General features: G+C 41.3%; 17 protein-coding genes. 14 read left to right on the forward strand and 3 right to left on the reverse strand.

Annotated features, from left to right (window positions below; translation table 11 throughout):
* Positions 1–11 precede the first annotated feature (11 nt).
* From D8792_RS03840 to sdbB, 10 genes are all read left to right on the forward strand, one after another.
* Complete coding sequence (locus D8792_RS03840) at positions 12–710, forward strand: response regulator transcription factor (RefSeq protein ID WP_125372954.1); 699 nt, start codon at positions 12–14, stop codon at positions 708–710.
* Positions 707–1,741, forward strand: coding sequence for a HAMP domain-containing sensor histidine kinase (locus D8792_RS03845; protein WP_125372955.1), 1,035 nt, complete (start codon positions 707–709; stop codon positions 1,739–1,741). Before D8792_RS03840 ends, D8792_RS03845 begins: the two co-directional genes overlap by 4 nt.
* 143 nt (positions 1,742–1,884) lie before the next feature.
* Entirely contained in the window at positions 1,885–2,595 is a 711-nt protein-coding gene (ccdA2, locus tag D8792_RS03850; RefSeq protein WP_125372956.1) for a thiol-disulfide oxidoreductase-associated membrane protein CcdA2, read from the forward strand.
* Positions 2,596–2,622: 27 nt separating this feature from the next.
* On the forward strand, positions 2,623–2,943 hold the full coding sequence (locus tag D8792_RS03855) for a hypothetical protein (RefSeq protein ID WP_125372957.1): 321 nt from the start codon (positions 2,623–2,625) through the stop codon (positions 2,941–2,943).
* A gap of 68 nt (positions 2,944–3,011) precedes the next feature.
* Entirely contained in the window at positions 3,012–3,575 is a 564-nt protein-coding gene (locus tag D8792_RS03860; RefSeq protein ID WP_125372958.1) for a redoxin family protein, read from the forward strand.
* Positions 3,576–3,590: 15 nt separating this feature from the next.
* Positions 3,591–4,709, forward strand: coding sequence for a peptide-methionine (R)-S-oxide reductase MsrB (msrB, locus tag D8792_RS03865; RefSeq protein ID WP_125372959.1), 1,119 nt, complete (start codon positions 3,591–3,593; stop codon positions 4,707–4,709).
* Between the two features lie 59 nt (positions 4,710–4,768).
* Positions 4,769–5,503, forward strand: a complete 735-nt coding sequence (locus D8792_RS03870) for a response regulator transcription factor (RefSeq protein ID WP_125372960.1) — start codon at positions 4,769–4,771, stop codon at positions 5,501–5,503.
* On the forward strand, positions 5,500–7,203 hold the full coding sequence (locus D8792_RS03875) for a cache domain-containing sensor histidine kinase (RefSeq protein WP_125372961.1): 1,704 nt from the start codon (positions 5,500–5,502) through the stop codon (positions 7,201–7,203). The genes D8792_RS03870 and D8792_RS03875 overlap by 4 nt, the downstream gene beginning before the upstream one ends.
* A 185-nt stretch (positions 7,204–7,388) precedes the next feature.
* Positions 7,389–8,096, forward strand: a complete 708-nt coding sequence (ccdA2, locus tag D8792_RS03880) for a thiol-disulfide oxidoreductase-associated membrane protein CcdA2 (RefSeq protein ID WP_125372962.1) — start codon at positions 7,389–7,391, stop codon at positions 8,094–8,096.
* A gap of 12 nt (positions 8,097–8,108) precedes the next feature.
* On the forward strand, positions 8,109–8,660 hold the full coding sequence (sdbB, locus tag D8792_RS03885; protein ID WP_125372963.1) for a thiol-disulfide oxidoreductase-associated lipoprotein SdbB: 552 nt from the start codon (positions 8,109–8,111) through the stop codon (positions 8,658–8,660).
* A 204-nt stretch (positions 8,661–8,864) separates the two neighbouring features.
* Here sdbB and D8792_RS03890 read toward each other — a convergent pair whose 3' ends face one another.
* From D8792_RS03890 to D8792_RS03900, 3 genes are read right to left on the reverse strand one after another with little or no spacing between them, the layout of a single operon-like run.
* Complete coding sequence (locus D8792_RS03890; protein ID WP_125372964.1) at positions 8,865–10,097, reverse strand: NAD(P)H-dependent oxidoreductase; 1,233 nt, start codon at positions 10,095–10,097, stop codon at positions 8,865–8,867.
* A 22-nt stretch (positions 10,098–10,119) separates the two neighbouring features.
* On the reverse strand, positions 10,120–10,728 hold the full coding sequence (locus D8792_RS03895; RefSeq protein WP_125372965.1) for an NADPH-dependent FMN reductase: 609 nt from the start codon (positions 10,726–10,728) through the stop codon (positions 10,120–10,122).
* 19 nt (positions 10,729–10,747) lie between these two features.
* Positions 10,748–11,677: an FAD:protein FMN transferase gene (locus D8792_RS03900; protein WP_185758396.1), complete on the reverse strand. Its 930-nt coding sequence runs from the start codon at positions 11,675–11,677 to the stop codon at positions 10,748–10,750.
* A gap of 229 nt (positions 11,678–11,906) precedes the next feature.
* Here D8792_RS03900 and nox point away from each other — a divergent pair, with 229 nt between their 5' ends.
* From nox to efeO, 4 genes are all read left to right on the forward strand, one after another.
* Positions 11,907–13,286: a H2O-forming NADH oxidase gene (nox, locus tag D8792_RS03905; protein ID WP_125372967.1), complete on the forward strand. Its 1,380-nt coding sequence runs from the start codon at positions 11,907–11,909 to the stop codon at positions 13,284–13,286.
* A 203-nt stretch (positions 13,287–13,489) separates the two neighbouring features.
* Positions 13,490–14,308, forward strand: coding sequence for a PrsW family intramembrane metalloprotease (locus tag D8792_RS03910; protein ID WP_125372968.1), 819 nt, complete (start codon positions 13,490–13,492; stop codon positions 14,306–14,308).
* 182 nt (positions 14,309–14,490) lie between these two features.
* Positions 14,491–16,044 carry a H(+)/Cl(-) exchange transporter ClcA gene (locus D8792_RS03915; protein ID WP_125372969.1) on the forward strand — a complete coding sequence of 518 codons (1,554 nt, stop codon included), beginning with the start codon at positions 14,491–14,493 and terminating at the stop codon, positions 16,042–16,044.
* Positions 16,045–16,170: 126 nt separating this feature from the next.
* Positions 16,171–17,043 (forward strand): iron uptake system protein EfeO, encoded by an 873-nt coding sequence (gene efeO, locus D8792_RS03920; protein ID WP_125372970.1) that lies wholly within the window; start codon positions 16,171–16,173, stop codon positions 17,041–17,043.
* Positions 17,044–17,046 lie beyond the last annotated feature (3 nt).

Below are 17,046 nucleotides of genomic sequence, written 5' to 3' on the forward strand. Positions count from 1 at the left end.
GAGATTGGCAAATGGGAAAGACAATTTTACTCGTTGATGATGAGATGGATATTCTTGATATTCAAAAGCGCTATCTTGTGCAGGATGGCTACCATGTTTTAGTGGCTCGAGATGGCGTGGAGGGGTTAGATCTTTTCAGAAAGAAATCTGTTGACCTGATCATAACGGACATCATGATGCCGAATATGGACGGTTATGACTTTATCAGTGAGGTTCAGTATATAGCACCTGATCAGCCTTTTCTTTTTACAACGGCTAAGACTAGTGATCAAGACAAAATTTACGGTTTGAGCTTAGGAGCAGATGATTTTATAGCTAAACCTTTTAGTCCGCGTGAGCTGGTGCTAAGAGTCAATAATATTTTGCGCCGACTGCATCGTGGAGGCGAGATCGAACAAATTGAGCTCGGTGATTTGGTGATGAATCATGCGGTTCATGAGGCTCGCATCGGGGAGCATTTTTTGGAATTAACAGTGAAATCTTTTGAACTGCTCTGGATTTTAGCTAGTAATCCTGAGAGAGTTTTTTCAAAGACGGAGCTTTACGAGAAGGTGTGGCAGGAAGACTTCGTAGATGATACCAATACCCTTAATGTTCATATCCATGCTCTGAGACAGGAATTGACCAAGTATGCCAGTTCAGACACTCCTGCCATCAAAACTGTCTGGGGTCTGGGGTATAAAATGGAAGGAGCACGAGGTATAAAATGAAATTAAAAAGTTACATTCTGGTGGGGTATCTGATTTCTAGCCTACTAACGATTTTACTAGTTTTCTGGGCAGTCCAGCGAATGTTGATTGTAAAAAGCGAGATTTATTTCCTAGTTGGAATGACCTTGATTGCTAGTTTAATAGGAGCGGCAGTCAGTCTCTTTCTTTTATCGCCAGTATTTTCTTCCCTTCGGCATCTTAAAAAACAGGCTCAGAATATTGCTGACAAGGATTTTAGTACAGAGATTGAGGACAAGGGCCCTATCGAATTTCAAGAGTTGGGTCAGGCTTTTAACGATATGTCGCATAATTTGCAAGAAACGTTTGAATCGCTTGATGAAAGTGAACGAGAAAAAAGAATGATGATTGCCCAGCTTTCTCACGATATTAAAACTCCCATTACCTCTATTCAGGCGACTGTGGAGGGGATTTTAGATGGAGTGATCGAAGAAGAGGAGCAGATTCATTACTTGACCACGATTAGCCGTCAGACAGAGCGTTTGAATAAACTGGTGGAAGAGTTGGATGTTTTGACTCTTAATGCCCAGCCTCGAATAGAATCAGATGGAGAAGCTGAAATAGTCTTTCTAGACCAGCTATTGATTGAGGTCATGAGTGAATTTCAACTATTGATTGAGCAGGAGGAGCGAGACATCTACATTCAAGTGTCTCCTGAGTCAGCGAAAATTAAGAGCCATTACGATAAACTTTCCCGTATCTTGGTCAACTTGCTAAATAATGCCTTTAAGTATTCAGACCCTGGAACTAAAATTGAGGTCGTGGCCCAATTAACTGAGCAAATCTTGACAATAAGTGTGAAAGATGAAGGACAAGGTATTGCTCCTGAGGATTTGGATAAGATTTTCAAACGCCTTTACCGTGTGGAAACATCTCGTAATATGAAGACAGGCGGGCATGGTCTGGGTCTTGCTATTGCGCGTGAATTGGCTCATCAGCTGGGTGGAGAAATAACGGTTGAAAGTCAGTGTGGCCTAGGAAGCACTTTTACATTTACTCTCAACTTAACATAAATCTACAGCAATTGGTAAACGTTTTCAATTCTTGATTTAGCAAAGATAAAATCAAATTCAAGTTTTTTCAAATCGATCTCCCTATTTTTAGGGGGATTTTTATTTTATACTAGAGTCAGAAAATTGATAGAGAGGTTTTTGAAATGGCAACAAGTTTTTTGTTCTTTATTTCTGTTTTTCTAGCAGGGATTCTTTCCTTTTTCTCCCCTTGTATCTTACCGCTCATGCCAGTCTATGTAGGAATTCTGCTGGATTCGGATCAGCCGAAAACGGTTCGGTTTATGGGAAAAGACATTTCTTGGTATGGTCTAGCTAAGACGCTCTGCTTTATAGCTGGCTTATCTACTGTATTTTTGGTTTTGGGCTATGGAGCTGGCGCTCTAGGGCAAGTCCTCTATGCCCCTTGGTTTCGCTATATTCTGGGCGGGATTGTCATTCTACTGGGAATCCACCAGATGGGAATCATTAATATCCAGCAACTGCAAAAGCAAAAGAGCATCCAACTTAAAAAGAATAGTAAAAGAAGTGATTTTCTTAACGCTTTTCTCTTAGGCATCACCTTTAGTTTTGGTTGGACGCCTTGTGTGGGACCTGTTCTGAGCTCTGTTTTAGCAATTGCAGCTTCTGGAGGCAACGGCGCTCTTCAGGGAGGCTTGCTTATGTTGGTTTATACACTTGGCTTAGCCCTTCCTTTTCTAGCCATGGCTTTGGCTTCCGGCTGGGTATTACAGCGCTTTGCGAAACTCAAACCTTATATGGGAACGCTTAAGAAAATCGGCGGTGCACTCATCATTCTCATGGGAATTTTGCTAATGCTAGGAAATCTAAACGCTTTAGCATCCCTATTTGGATAAATATTATATAATTAAAGGAGAAATATCATGAAAAAAATCGCTACCCTTACAATGGCTACTCTTAGTATCTTTGCCTTGGCTGCTTGCTCCAGTCAAAAGTCAAATTCAGACATGAAAAAGATGGACGACAGCAGCATGACGAAGAAAGATGATATGAAAAAAGACGACATGAAGAAGGAGAATATGAAAGACTCTAGCATGTCTGATGATAAAATGAAAAAGGATGATATGAAGGATTCTTCTATGATGTCCGACAATAAGTCTGATATGAAAGATGATATGAAATCAAGCGATTCAAGCATGAAGGATGACATGAAAGATTCATCAGAGATGTCATCTGATAAATAAAATTATCAATAAGGGTGGGAGTCGTCAGTTTTGTCGGCTTTCTCCTTATTTTGAAAGGAAAGAAAACAATGAAGAAACTATCGATTTTGACTGCCAGTCTGCTTTGTGTCGGCTTATTGGGAGCTTGCTCAAATCAGCAAATGAATTCGGAAGGTTCTAAAAATGATAAAAGTTCCATGATTAGTAAGGCAAATTCTAATCAAGCTACAAAGATGGCCAAGGATTTTAGTCTGCAAGGTGTGGACGGAAAGACTTACAAGTTATCTGATTTCAAAGGCAAGAAAGTCTATCTAAAGTTTTGGGCTTCTTGGTGCTCTATCTGTCTATCCACACTTGGAGATACCAATGATTTGGCTAAGGAGCAATCAGGAAAAGATTATGTTGTCCTGTCGGTAGTGTCTCCGACTTTTAACGGAGAAAAGTCTGCTGATGATTTCAAGGAATGGTACAAGTCTTTGGATTACAAGAACATGCCAGTTCTTATGGATACTAAGGGAGAATTACTGAAAGAATACGGTATTCGATCCTACCCATCTGCTCTCTTTATCAATAGTGATGGCTCACTTGCTAAAACTCATGTGGGCTACATGAGTAAGGAAGATATTGAGAAAACACTAAAGGAAATCAAGTAGAAAGGAGTAATGAGCATGGAAGGCAAATGGAAGATTTTTCTGGTTTTGGTCGGCTTGCTTGTCTGTTTTGGTCTATTTTTCCTAATCAAGGGTTCCGTGTCTATTAGCTCATCTCAGGACAATATCGAGCAAATCAAGAAAGCCTCTATGAGCCAGACAGAAGTGACTAAACAAAAGCAAGAGGACGTCAAGGAAGAAGATAAGCGGGAGATTTATCTGGCTGGCGGCTGTTTCTGGGGAGTAGAAGAGTATTTCTCTAGAGTACCGGGTGTCATTGATGCTGAGTCTGGCTATGCAAATGGTAAAGGAGACACGACCAAATATGAATTGGTCTCCCAAACTGGTCATGCTGAGACTGTAAAAATTACTTATAATGTTAAAAAAATATCTCTCAAAGAAATCTTACTTCACTATTTCCGCATCATTGATCCAACTTCTAAAAATAAGCAGGGAAATGATCAGGGTACCCAGTATCGGACAGGCGTCTATTATAAGGACGAAGCTGATCTTGAGACTATAAATCAGGTCTTTGATGAGGTTGCTAAGAAATATGATAAGCCTTTGGCTGTCGAAAAAGAAGCTCTGAAAAACTTTATCAAGGCAGAAGATTATCATCAGGATTACCTAAAAAAGAATCCTAATGGATATTGCCATATCGATGTTAATCAAGCTGCTTACCCTGTAATCGAAGCTAATCGCTATCCTAAGCCTAGCGACGAAGAGATTAAGGCTAAGCTCTCGCCAGAAGAATACGCAGTCACACAAAAGAATGATACGGAACGGGCCTTTTCTAACCGCTATTGGGATAAGTTCGACGCTGGTATCTACGTGGATGTGGTGACAGGCGAGCCTCTCTTTTCATCAAAGGATAAGTTTGACTCAGGCTGTGGTTGGCCGAGTTTCACACGTCCTATCAGTCCAGATGTTGCGACTTACAAAGAAGACAAGAGTTTCAATATGACACGGACAGAAGTTCGTAGCCGAGTTGGAAATTCGCATCTGGGCCATGTTTTCACTGACGGCCCTAAGGACAAGGGCGGCTTGCGCTATTGCATCAATAGTCTGTCAATTAAGTTCATTCCAAAAGCTGAGATGGAAGAGAAGGGCTACGGTTATCTTTTGGATTATGTTTAAGAGCATTTTGATTGAAAATTTGCTATAATAAATCCAGTATAAATAAGGAGTTGAATCTTGTGTATTCAATTATGATTGTAGAGGATGAGTATCTGGTAAGACAGGGGATTGCGTCCTTGGTAGACTATGAACAGTTTGGTATGCAAGTTATTGCTCAGGCTGAAAATGGAAGAGAAGCTTGGCAGAAATTTCAGGAAAATCCTGCTGACATCCTGCTAACCGATATCAATATGCCACAGATGAACGGTCTCGAACTGGCCAAGCTAGTTAGAGACCAGGCTCCTAAGTGCCATATCGTTTTTCTGACGGGATATGATGACTTTGACTATGCTCGGTCGGCCATTAAGCTAGGTGCAGATGACTATCTGCTAAAGCCTTTTTCCAAGGATGATGTTGAGGAGATGTTGGCCAAGCTGCAGACTAAGCTTGATAAGGAGCGTAAAAAGGCCCAGATTCAAAACTTGGTCGATCAGGGGCAGCGCTCTGAGTTGGAAGAGGCTATTCACGCGCGTCTAGCAGATTCAGAATTAAGTCTGAAAAGTTTGGCTTTCCAATTAGGGTTTAGTCCGTCCTACCTAAGTGTTCTTATCAAAAAAGAATTAGGCTTGCCCTTTCAGGATTATCTGATTCAAGAGCGGATGAAAAAAGCAAAACTCTTACTCCTGACTACAGATTTGAAGATTTATGAAATAGCAGAGCAGGTTGGTTTTGAAGATATGAACTATTTTTCTCAGCGCTTCAAGCAGGTGGTTGGGCTGACACCACGGCAGTTTAAAAAAGGAGAGGAGAAATGAAACGCTATCCGCTTCTTATCCAGTTGATTGTCTATATTTTTCTACTGGTTCTTTTACTCTTGGGATTTGTTGGGAGTCTTTACTATCAGACTAGCTCGGGGACAATTCGACAGCTGACAGAGCGGACGACGCGTAATAGTATGGAGCAAAGCGGGCAGTTCATTGCTTCCTATTTGCAGAAATTAAAACAAACCACCTCCACACTGAGCAAGGAAGAAACGATTCGGAAGTTTGCTCAGAATCAAGAAAGCAGCGAAACGTCAGTTCAGTCTTTGATGAAAACCATCATTGAGACAGATCCGGATTTGGTGTCGGCAGTATTGGTTACCAAAGACGGGCGCGTGGTCTCGACAGATTCTCAAATCAGTATGCAGACTTCCTCTGATATGATGAATGAAAAATGGTATCAGGAAGCTGTCCATACTAGAGCCATGCCTGTCTTGACTCCTGCTCGCAAAGAGTCTCTGTCATCTGAAAAGGAGAAGTGGGTTGTTTCTGTCACTCAGGAAGTGGTGGATGAAGCAGGGCAGAATCTCGGTGTTCTGCGTCTGGATATCGGCTACAATAGTCTTAAAGCCTATCTGGATCAGCTTCAGCTAGGGAAGAAAGGTTTTAGTTTTATTGTCAATAGCCAGCATGAATTTGTCTATCATCCCAAGAAAAGTGTTTATTCATCCAGTCAGGAAATGAAAGCGATGCAGCCCTATATCTCGGTCAAGGACGGTTACGCAGACCAGAAACAGGCTTTTGTCTACCAGATTGATATTGCGGACAGCGACTGGACTCTAATTGGTGTCGCTTCATTGGAGCAATTACAGATGCTTCAGTCACAAATGCTTTATTCTTTTGTGGGAATGGGCCTTTTAGCACTCCTGCTGTGCTTGACTGGTATTTGGTTTGTCCTGCGTTTGTGGATTAAGCCTCTGCAGAATCTGCAGGCAGTCATTCTGAAGATCGGCTCGGGCGACTCAAACCTTCGGGCGGAAGCAAAGGGGTCTCCAGAGTTGGTTGACTTGGCTCAGCAGTTCAATAAAATGCTGGATCAAATCGAACGACTAATGGAAGCTGTCAAGACAGAAGAACAAAATGTCCGCCGCTATGAGCTCCGAGCTCTCTCAGCTCAAATTAATCCCCATTTCCTTTATAATACCTTGGATACGATTGTCTGGATGGCTGAGTTTAATGACAGCAAGCGTGTTGTTGAGGTAACAAAGTCACTCGCTCAGTATTTCCGCTTGGCGCTCAATCAAGGACACGAACAGATTGCTCTGAAAGATGAGATTGACCACGTTCGTCAGTATCTTTTTATCCAGAAGCAGCGCTATGGTGACAAGCTCCAATATGAGATTGAAGAGGATGAATCTATAGCTGATTATAAACTGCCCAAGCTGGTACTTCAGCCTTTGGTTGAAAATGCCATCTACCATGGCATCAAAGAAATTGACCGACAGGGCATGATTCGGGTGACTGCGGCAGCAGAAGAGGGGCAGCTGATACTGTCTATCTATGATAACGGCCGCGGCTTTGATCTCCAAAATTCAGAGGACCAGACTCTCCTCCGCTTAGGTGGTGTCGGTCTGAAAAATGTCGATCAACGCTTGAGGTTGCAGTTCGGAGACGACTACCATATGGAAATCCAGTCCGAACCAGATAAATTCACCCAGATTTGTCTTTATTTGCCGCTAGATTCAGATGATTAAGTTCGCTATCCTTCAGTACTCAAGCCGGAAAATTTCCGGCTTTTTTACTGTTTAGGAGCAAAATAGTGTTTTGACAGATGGCTTCTCCGATAATGATACAAAAATGAGGATAGTGTAGCAAAATGTGGAAAAATTTGAATCGTTTGTTATAATAATATTGAAAACACATCTTAAAGGAGGTTGGGATGGAGTCTGGTTTATTTTTTGTTTCGGTCTTTTTGGCTGGAATTCTCTCGTTTTTCTCACCCTGTATCTTTCCCTTGTTACCAGTCTATATAGGGATATTGCTGGATGAAGAAGATCCTAGAGAAGTCAAGTTTTTAGGCAGAAAGATTGCTTGGACTGGTCTGATCAAGACCTTGTGTTTCATTGCTGGAATTTCTTTAGTTTTCTTTTTACTAGGCTTTGGTGCAGGATTCTTAGGCAGAGTGATTTACGATGAGAAATTCCGTTATCTGATGGGGATTATCATCATTTTGCTCGGAATTCACCAGATGGAGCTGATTAATATCAGGCAGTTACAATTCCAGAAAAATGTGGAATTTAAGAAAAACAGTCGTCGGAATGATTTTCTTTCAGCCTTTTTGCTTGGTATTAGTTTCAGTTTTGGTTGGACGCCTTGTATTGGCCCTGTCCTTAGTTCGGTTCTGGCTCTAGCTGCCTCTGGAGGAAATGGAGCTATCCAGGGAGCGCTCTTAACACTGGTTTATACTTTTGGAATGGCCTTGCCATTTCTCATCTTAGCTTTAGCTTCTAGCTTCGTTATGCGCTATTTTTCAAAAATCAAACCCTATATGGGGCTAATGAAAAAAATTGGAGGAGCCTTAATTATTTTTATGGGAATCCTTCTCATGCTCGGGCAGTTAAATGCTTTATCAGGAATTTTTGGATAAAAGGAGAAAAAGATGAAAAAAATTCTTTCGCTCGTTGTTGCTTCGATAGCTTTTCTGACACTATCAGCTTGTTCATCTGATGAAAAGGGGATGGATAGTCAAAGCCAGTCCAATACAAGTGTCCAATCGCAGGTTGCAGTTGGCCAGGAGGCACCGGACTTCACTCTCCAGTCGATGGATGGAAAAACTGTCAAGCTTTCTGATTACCGTGGAAAAAAAATCTATCTGAAGTTCTGGGCTTCTTGGTGCGGACCTTGTAAGCGAAGCATGCCAGAATTGGTCGAATTAGCTGGTAAAAAAGACCGTGATTTTGAAATATTGTCTATTGTAGCACCAGGTCTCCAAGGAGAGAAGTCTGTTGAGGACTTCCCAAAATGGTATCAAGAACAAGGATATAAGGATGTGCCCGTTCTATTTGACACGTCTGGTGCAATCTTCCAAGCCTATCAGGTTCGCAGTATTCCAACAGAAATCCTCATTGATAGCCAAGGAAAAATTGGGAAGATTCAATTTGGAGCAATCAGCAACGAAGAAGCAGAAAAGGCCTTCAAGGAAATGAAATAAAGTAAAAAGAGAGTGGGACAGAAATCGGTAATTCGTTAGAATTCGATTTCGTCGTCCCACCTCCGCACAGTTGAGTAGGGCTGTAAAAGCTGATGAAATCAGCCGAGTAGAGCCCACTCAACCACTGCGTCTTGCTCGACACTCCAAAGACAATTGAGAGGCTGGGACTTTTGTCCCAGCCTCTTTTATTTCATTTTGTTTCGATTAAGCACTAGCGCCAGAAGTGGTATCGGCATCTCCACCACCGTGACCACCGCCAGTATCTGAAGCACCAGAAGTAGCATCGGCTGTTGCAGCTGCGGGAGCAAATGGGCCGCTTCCTCCAACCAAGCGTTGACCAGTTGTTTTTAGATACCAATCTAGCCAAGGCTGGAAGTTGAAGACGATTTCGTTGATACCAGCGTAAGAACCGTCAGGATAATACATTGCTTGGTAGTTATGGGTATTGATAACACCTGCTGGTGAACCAGGTACGATTGTACGAACATACTCTTGATCACCGTTACGGAGAACACCAACTACCCATTCTACGTTCTTCATGCGGGCAGCAGGAAGAGAGTTGTGTAGAGTTGAGAGACGGCCACCTGATTGGGATGGTACACGCTTGGCAAACATAGTGTCTGGATCTTGATGAGCGTTGTTATAGTAAAGGAACTGGTTGTTATCATCAGCATAAGTCAACTCAAACGGCATAGCCTTTAAGAACATGTCGATTTGGTTAACAGTCAGGATACCATGGTCAAGCTTGACATAGGTATCGCCAGAAACAGCACCAACAGCTTTTGCAGCTTTTTCTACCCATTCTGGATCGTCAGGGTCAACTTCTGTGATGGTTGTTGCGATTGGGTTCGTGACATCTAAGTCTTCAGGAGCAATTGGTTTAGGTTTTTTCAATTTTGAGACTACCTCAACATATTTAACAAAGTTATCTAAGCAAGATTCAAGGAATTTAACAGTGCCTTCGTTTGTGATATTGCCTTCATTATCAAAAGCTTCTTTCGCTTTACCAAGAAGGAATTCATTTCCTGGTAAAGTATAAGCATTGACACCTGGAGCATCTAAGATCTTACGCAAATGTACTTGGGCACGAGACGTTCCTTGGTCGTAGTAGGAAGCTCCCACAATCATGACAGGCTTGCTTTCAAATGGGTGAACCTCATAAGAGAGCCATTCAAGGACACTTTTGAGAGCTGCTGTAATGGTGTGGTTGTGCTCAGGAGTGGCAATGATAACACCGTCAGCGCGCGTGATGCGGTTGTACAAAAGGCGCAACTGGAAGGATTTGTCCCATTTTTCATCTTGATTAAAGAGTGGAACTTCATCAATTTCCAAAACTTCTAATTCAAATTTCAGTTTAAATTGTTTTCTGATAAATTCTAGTAATTTACGGTTGTATGATTGGTCTGCATTTGAGCCGACAAGTCCAACAAATTTCATGTGATTCTTTCCCTTCTAGTTCTTACAATTTTTCCCAGTCAAAGTTTTCAGCTTCTTGATGAAGAAGTGCTTGGGCACTTGATAACTTTTCTGTAATTTTAACAAATAAACGGAAGTCATCAAAAAGAGCGTCTAATTTTTGAATGGTTTCGAGGTCAATCAAGTCTCCATTTTTATCAAAGGCTTGAAGTGAGTGAGAAAGTAGGAATTCAGAACCTGGCATAACAGAAGCCTTGAGTTCTGGTGAATCCAAAATTTGACGGAGTTGTAGTTGGGCGCGAGATGAACCCAGAGTTCCATAAGAGGCTCCTGTAATCATCACTGGTTTACCAAGTAATGGATAGATACCGTAAGACAACCAAGCCAAGGCACTCATAAGAACAGCAGGAATAGAGTGATCATATTCAGGCGTTCCGATGATAACACCATCAGCAGCTTCGATTTTCGCAGCGATTTCTTTAACGATCTCTGGAACTTGCATATCAGATGGTTTGTTGAAAATAGGAATTTCTTTGATTTCAATCAACTCGATTTCTGCTTTATCAGCGAAATGCTTTTGCATGTACTGAAGGAGTTGGCGGTTGGTTGATTTTTTTGAGTTTGTACCAACTAGACCGATAAATTTTAACATAGTAGGTTCCTTTCTGGATTTAGGATAAGATTTCTGGGCTGAGACCAGATGAATAAAAAATTTGATGATTTTCTGTAATAACGAAGGCTTCGATTCCATTTTCTTGCTCGACTTTCTCTAAGATGGAAGTAGGAGTTTCCCCAAATAAACGGGTTGTCCATATTTCACCATCGACTGATTTTGATGAAACAATCGTGAGACTAGCTAGTTGATTGTCAATTGGGTAGCCTGTGGTACGGTCAAAAATATGATGATAAACCCTGCCATCTACCTGCAGTTTTCTTTCATATATCCCTGAAGTCACGACAGACTGATCCTGAACGGACAGAAGAGCCAGGTTGTTTCCCCGTGGCAGACTTGGATTTTGAATTCCAATGCGCCAGCAACGATTATTTTTTTCATTTAGACCAATGGTTAAGATATTTCCACCAAGATTGATGAGGGCAGAGGTGACACCTTGTCCTCTTAGAAAAGTAGCGATTTTATCTGCGATATAGCCTTTGGCAAGGGCGCCTAAGTCGATTTTCATGCCTTCCATTGTCAGAAAAACACTGGAGGCAGCTGCATCTAACTCGATACACTCAGGGTCAGTGAGTGCCAGCGCTTGCTTGATTTCCTTGGGACTGGGAACTTTCGCATCCGCAAAGCCTATCCGCCAAGTTTGGACCAAGGGACCCAAGGTAATATTGAGATGACTGTCTGGAGCGAGACTATGCTTTTTTCCCAACTCAATCAACTCAAACAAATCAGGATGGACACAAACGGGATGTTTACCGGCAGCGTGATTGATTTGCATGAGCTCAGAGCTGTCATCATTTGCACTAAAGCGCTTTTCATACAATCTTAGGAGAGAAAATACCTGGTCTAAAAGACTGTCGGCATTTTCATGGAGAATCGAAATAGTGATAGTCGATCCCATTAAATGGATGGATCTAGACTTAAGATCCACTTTTATCACAACCTTCCCTATTAAATTTCTTAATCTTCTCTATTAGTATAACAGAAAGATACCGTTTTCACAATTGTAAATATATAATATTTTCAGAAAAATTGAAATTTTTTGTCTAAAATCAAAGTTATTTGCCAAATTTTAAATAATTCTGAGCATATATCTTGTAAACGCTAACAGATACATGGTATACTAGTTTGGTAAATTAAATTTAAAGGTGGATTATTCTATGAGTAAAATCGTTGTAGTTGGTGCTAACCACGCTGGTACAGCTTGTATTAATACAATGTTGGACAACTTTGGTCATGAAAATGAAATTGTGGTATTTGACCAAAACTCAAATATTTCATTCCTTGGTTGTGGAATGGCACTTTGGATCGGGGAACAAATCGATGGTCCAGAAGGACTCTTCTATTCTGATAAAGAAAAATTGGAAGCTAAAGGCGCTAAAGTTTACATGAACTCACCAGTGCTTTCAATTGACTATGATAATAAAGTTGTGACCGCAGAAGTGGAAGGAAAAGAACACAAAGAGTCTTATGATAAATTGATCTTTGCAACTGGTTCAACTCCAATCTTGCCTCCAATTGAAGGCGTTGAAATCGTTAAGGGGAACCGCGAATTTAAAGCGACTCTTGAAAACGTCCAATTCGTTAAATTGTACCAAAATGCTGAAGAAGTTATTGAAAAACTTGNNGACAAGAGCAAANACCTTGANCGNATNGCNGTTGTNGGTGGTGGTTACATCGGTGTAGAACTTGCCGAAGCCTTCGAGCGTCTTGGAAAAGAAGTGGTNCTTGTNGANATCGTAGANACTGTCTTGAACGGCTACTATGACAAAGACTTCACTCAAATGATGGCAAAGAACTTGGAAGATCACAACATCCGCTTGGCTCTTGGTCAAACAGTTAAAGCCATCCAAGGTGATGGTAAAGTTGAACGCTTGGTAACAGACAAAGAAACATTTGATGTGGACATGGTTGTTCTTGCAGTTGGTTTCCGTCCTAACACAGCTCTTGCTGACGGTAAGATTGAACTCTTCCGCAACGGTGCCTTCCTAGTAGACAAGAAACAAGAAACATCTATCCCAGGTGTCTACGCTGTTGGTGACTGTGCGACTGTTTATGACAATGCACGTAAAGACACAAGCTACATTGCCCTTGCATCTAACGCTGTACGTACGGGTATCGTGGGTGCTTACAACGCTTGTGGACATGAACTAGAAGGAATCGGTGTGCAAGGATCAAACGGTATCTCTATCTACGGTCTTCACATGGTTTCAACTGGTTTGACACTTGAAAAAGCAAAAGCGGCTGGCTACAACGCAACTGAAACTGGCTTTAACGACCTTCAAAAACCTGAATTTATCAAACATGACAACCACGAAGTTGCCATCAAGATTGTCTTTGATAAAGACAGCCGTGAAATCCTTGGTGCACAAATGGTGTCTCGTGATTCTGCAATCAGCATGGGAATCCACATGTTCTCACTTGCTATCCAAGAGCATGTAACAATTGACAAGTTGGCCTTGACAGATCTCTTCTTCTTGCCACACTTTAACAAACCTTACAACTACATCACAATGGCTGCACTTACAGCTGAAAAATAATCAATGAAAGTCCCGATAAGGGACTTTTTTGTCGCTTGTTTTATCAAGTTGAATTGTCAATACAATACAGAATGAGGCATATATATTATGAGTTTATCAACTAGTACAATAATTAATAATCATTCTAATGAGTCTTAAAATTAGTTCTATTTTAGATTTTTTTGTTATACTAAGATGAAAATAAAATTTTAGAAAGTTGTTATATGAAGAAAAATATTGTTCTTTTCATTTTTCTCCTTCTGAGCGCGATTGGCTTGGAATACGAGACGCAAGCTTATACTACTGGTAGTATGTCAGGTACTGGTTATGGAATTGTCGGACTTTCAGCCCTTTTGGCCCTGCTCTATATCATCCCAGCTCTACTTTTGATTCGCTGCTTGGGTAAAAAATGGCAAACGCCTGCATTTAGCCTTGGGATTGCTCTGCTAGGTGGGCTATTCATTTCTGGATGGACGTCTGGATTAGCCAATACTTATATCCACGAGTGGGTTAGTACGAGCTTTCCAAATACAGTGATTAGTTATCTAGAGAATGCCCTCGCAGCTCCGCTAGTTGAAGAACCGCTTAAGCTTTTGGCAGTTGCTTTCGCTGTCTATCTAGTGCCAGTCAAAAAACTTAAAGGCTTTTTACTGTTGGGAATTACAGCTGGCATAGGTTTTCAGATTAGTGAGGACTTTTCTTATATCCTTTCCGACCTACCTGAAGGATTTTCCTTCACTATCTCTGGTATTTTAGGCCGTATCACTGGTGGGGTAGCTTCTCACTGGCTCTATACTGCTTTGACCACTATCGGCTTAGCCCTGATGTTCCAATTTGCTAAGACTCAAAAAACCTATTTTAAAGCTGGACTATTTTATTTCTTGTCAGCTTTTGTTCTCCACTTCTTCTGGAACTCTCCATTGACTTCTATTGAAACGGATATCCCAGTTATCGTTCCCATCATGACTGCTGTGGCTGTTTTCATTTTCTACCAAGCTTACCGCACAGCTCAAAAGATTGATCAGGAAGACTTGTCAATCTAAGCGCAAAACGACCTTGAAGGTCGTTTTTTTGATGTTTAAACTGCATTTTTGGCATTTTTTAACTCTGAGAGAGTTGATTTTAAAAGTTTTACATTCAAAGGTAAAATGTTCATGGCTATCGCCTTGTTTCTGGCCCATATTTTGTGCTAAAATGTTGCTATAAGATCTTTTGGAGAGAGAGTATGATCAAACAAAAAGAACAAATTTCTGATACGAAAAAAGAATTTAATTTTATATCCAGCTCTATTATTTCCCAAGTGTTCAGGGGGATTCTGGTGGGCATTTTTGCTGGAGTAGTAGTGGGAGCATTTCGTTTTTTGATTGAAAAAAGTTTTCACTTGGTTCAGGCGGCTTATGTGAGGGGTAGAAGTGAGTGGTTTTGGCTAGTAGCCTTGCTTTTCTTCTATGCTTTCATTGTCTTTATCAATGCTAGATTGGTAGCTACAGAAAAGGATATAAAGGGTTCAGGGATTCCACAGGTTGAAGCTGAGTTGAAAGGCTTGATGTCACTTTCTTGGTGGAGCATTCTCTGGAAAAAATTCTTAGTTGGTATTTTAGCAATTTCCAGTGGCTTGATGCTGGGACGTGAGGGACCGAGTATTCAGCTAGGAGCGATGAGTGGAAAAGGCATATCTAAATGGCTAAATTTGAGTCCGGTAGAGGAGCGAACCTTGATTGCCAGTGGTGCAGCTGCGGGCTTGGCTGCGGCTTTTAATGCGCCAATTGCAGGTTTGCTCTTTGTCGTTGAGGAAGTGTACCATCATTTTTCCCGCTTCTTTTGGGTTTCAACCTTGGCGGCAAGTTTGGTGGCGAATTTTATTTCGCTGTCTATATTTGGCCTGACCCCCGTTCTGGATATGCCAGATAATATTCCTTTCATGGGGCTGAATCAGTACTGGATTTATATCTTGATGGGCCTGTTTTTAGGCTTGGCTGGTTTTCTCTATGAAAAAGCGGTCCTCAATATTCATCTGGTTTATGAAGCTCTGGGAAAAATTTTTAGGCTACCGAAAAATTATTATCCGATTTTTGCCTTTGTTTTAATCATTCCGATTGGCTATTTTCTGCCTCATTTGCTGGGCGGTGGGAACCAGTTGATTCTGTCTCTGACGAGTGCTCATTACACAGTTGGAACCTTGATTCTCTTTTTCTTACTCCGTTTTGTATGGAGCATGGTTAGTTATGGCAGCGGCCTTCCTGGTGGCATTTTTCTGCCCATTCTGGCTTTGGGTTCTTTGCTAGGTGCAGCAATTGGAGCCCTTTGTGTAGAAGCTGGGTTCATCACGCAGGAACAATTTCCAATCTTTATCATCTTGGGAATGAGTGGGTATTTTGGCGCCATTTCCAAAGCTCCGCTAACAGCTATGATTCTCGTGACGGAGATGGTGGGAGATATTCGAAACCTCATGCCACTGGGTTTGGTCACTCTGATGGCCTATATTGCTATGGATCTGCTGAAGGGAGCGCCTGTCTATGAAGCCATGCTTGAAAAAATGCTGCCAGATCGGATTGAAGATGACGGAGAGACAACCTTGATTGAAATTCCTGTTTCAGAAAAGGTAGCGGGTCGGCAGGTGCATGAATTGGAGCTACCGCATGGAGTTTTAATCACGATGAATATCCATAAGGGCAAGACCCAGACGGTCAACGGAGCTAGTCGTCTCTACCTAGGAGATACGATTTATGTAGTCCTTAAGAAGTCAGAAATTGGCAAAATTAAGGATATCTTGCTTTGAAATGCTCATTTTTTACTCAGAAAGGAAAGTTTCATTATAATTATCTGACAATTTATTGAAATATGAGAAATAAATTGTTATAATTTATATGAATTCGCCCCTTTTAGGGAAAATAAAGGAGTCAAGATGAAAAAACTTGGAATTGTCTTATTGTCAACAGCTATTTTACTGACTGGCTGTGCTGCTAATCAAAAATCGAATACAAGTGCCAGCAGTTCGGAAGCTAAAACAAGTCTATCGGCCTCTGACCAGAAAGCTTTGGATAAGGCAACAGCAGAGTATAAAGCCTTTGTACAGAAAGAAATTGATCAATTATTGACGGATACGGAGAAATTCAGAGATACGCTCAAAGAAGGAAAGCTTGATGAAGCCAAGAAAATGTATCCGCTAATTCGCATGAGCTACGAGCGTTCAGAGCCGATTGCCGAAAGCTTCGGAGAGTCTGATGTGAAAATTGACTTCCGCTTAGCTGACTATGTGGATGAAAACAAGACCGAAGAAGGTTGGTCAGGCTTCCACCGGATTGAAAAAATTCTGTGGGAAAATAATACAACGACTGGTACAGAGAAATATGCAGACCAGTTGGTCAATGACATCAAAGAATTAAAGGCTAAAATCGCGACTGTCGAGGTTACGCCAGACATCATGCTGACTGGTGCAGTTGACCTCCTTAACGAAGTGGCGACCAGCAAGATTACTGGTGAAGAAGAAATCTTTTCACATACGGATTTGTATGATTTCCGTGCCAATATTCAAGGGGCAGAAAAGATTTTCGAACTCTTTAAACCTTTGATCGAGAAGAAAGATGAAAAACTGGTAAAAAGTATAGAAACTGAGTTCAAGAATGTTAATAGTTTGCTAGACAAGCACATGACTGATTCTAAGAATTATAAACTTTATACCGAATTGAGCAAGGAAGATACCAAAGAGCTAGGAGAAGCTGTCACAAAACTGGGCGAGCCTCTCTCTCAAATGGGTATCATCCTAGATGGGAAGTAAGAA

It is taken from the genome of Streptococcus cristatus (assembly GCF_003943505.1).
GTDB classification, from domain to species: Bacteria; Bacillota; Bacilli; order Lactobacillales; family Streptococcaceae; genus Streptococcus; species Streptococcus cristatus_E.

What these genes read in the sequence shown, in the direction of transcription:
- D8792_RS03840 (WP_125372954.1), top strand. Translation starts at nt 12, where the DNA reads ATGGGAAAGACAATTTTACTCGTTGATGATGAGATGGATATTCTTGAT.
- D8792_RS03890 (WP_125372964.1), bottom strand. Translation starts at nt 10,097, where the DNA reads ATGAAATTTGTTGGACTTGTCGGCTCAAATGCAGACCAATCATACAAC.
- D8792_RS03845 (WP_125372955.1), top strand. Translation starts at nt 707, where the DNA reads ATGAAATTAAAAAGTTACATTCTGGTGGGGTATCTGATTTCTAGCCTA.
- efeO (WP_125372970.1), top strand. Translation starts at nt 16,171, where the DNA reads ATGAAAAAACTTGGAATTGTCTTATTGTCAACAGCTATTTTACTGACT.
- D8792_RS03915 (WP_125372969.1), top strand. Translation starts at nt 14,491, where the DNA reads ATGATCAAACAAAAAGAACAAATTTCTGATACGAAAAAAGAATTTAAT.
- sdbB (WP_125372963.1), top strand. Translation starts at nt 8,109, where the DNA reads ATGAAAAAAATTCTTTCGCTCGTTGTTGCTTCGATAGCTTTTCTGACA.
- D8792_RS03860 (WP_125372958.1), top strand. Translation starts at nt 3,012, where the DNA reads ATGAAGAAACTATCGATTTTGACTGCCAGTCTGCTTTGTGTCGGCTTA.
- msrB (WP_125372959.1), top strand. Translation starts at nt 3,591, where the DNA reads ATGGAAGGCAAATGGAAGATTTTTCTGGTTTTGGTCGGCTTGCTTGTC.
- ccdA2 (WP_125372962.1), top strand. Translation starts at nt 7,389, where the DNA reads ATGGAGTCTGGTTTATTTTTTGTTTCGGTCTTTTTGGCTGGAATTCTC.
- D8792_RS03855 (WP_125372957.1), top strand. Translation starts at nt 2,623, where the DNA reads ATGAAAAAAATCGCTACCCTTACAATGGCTACTCTTAGTATCTTTGCC.
- D8792_RS03910 (WP_125372968.1), top strand. Translation starts at nt 13,490, where the DNA reads ATGAAGAAAAATATTGTTCTTTTCATTTTTCTCCTTCTGAGCGCGATT.
- ccdA2 (WP_125372956.1), top strand. Translation starts at nt 1,885, where the DNA reads ATGGCAACAAGTTTTTTGTTCTTTATTTCTGTTTTTCTAGCAGGGATT.
- D8792_RS03895 (WP_125372965.1), bottom strand. Translation starts at nt 10,728, where the DNA reads ATGTTAAAATTTATCGGTCTAGTTGGTACAAACTCAAAAAAATCAACC.
- D8792_RS03875 (WP_125372961.1), top strand. Translation starts at nt 5,500, where the DNA reads ATGAAACGCTATCCGCTTCTTATCCAGTTGATTGTCTATATTTTTCTA.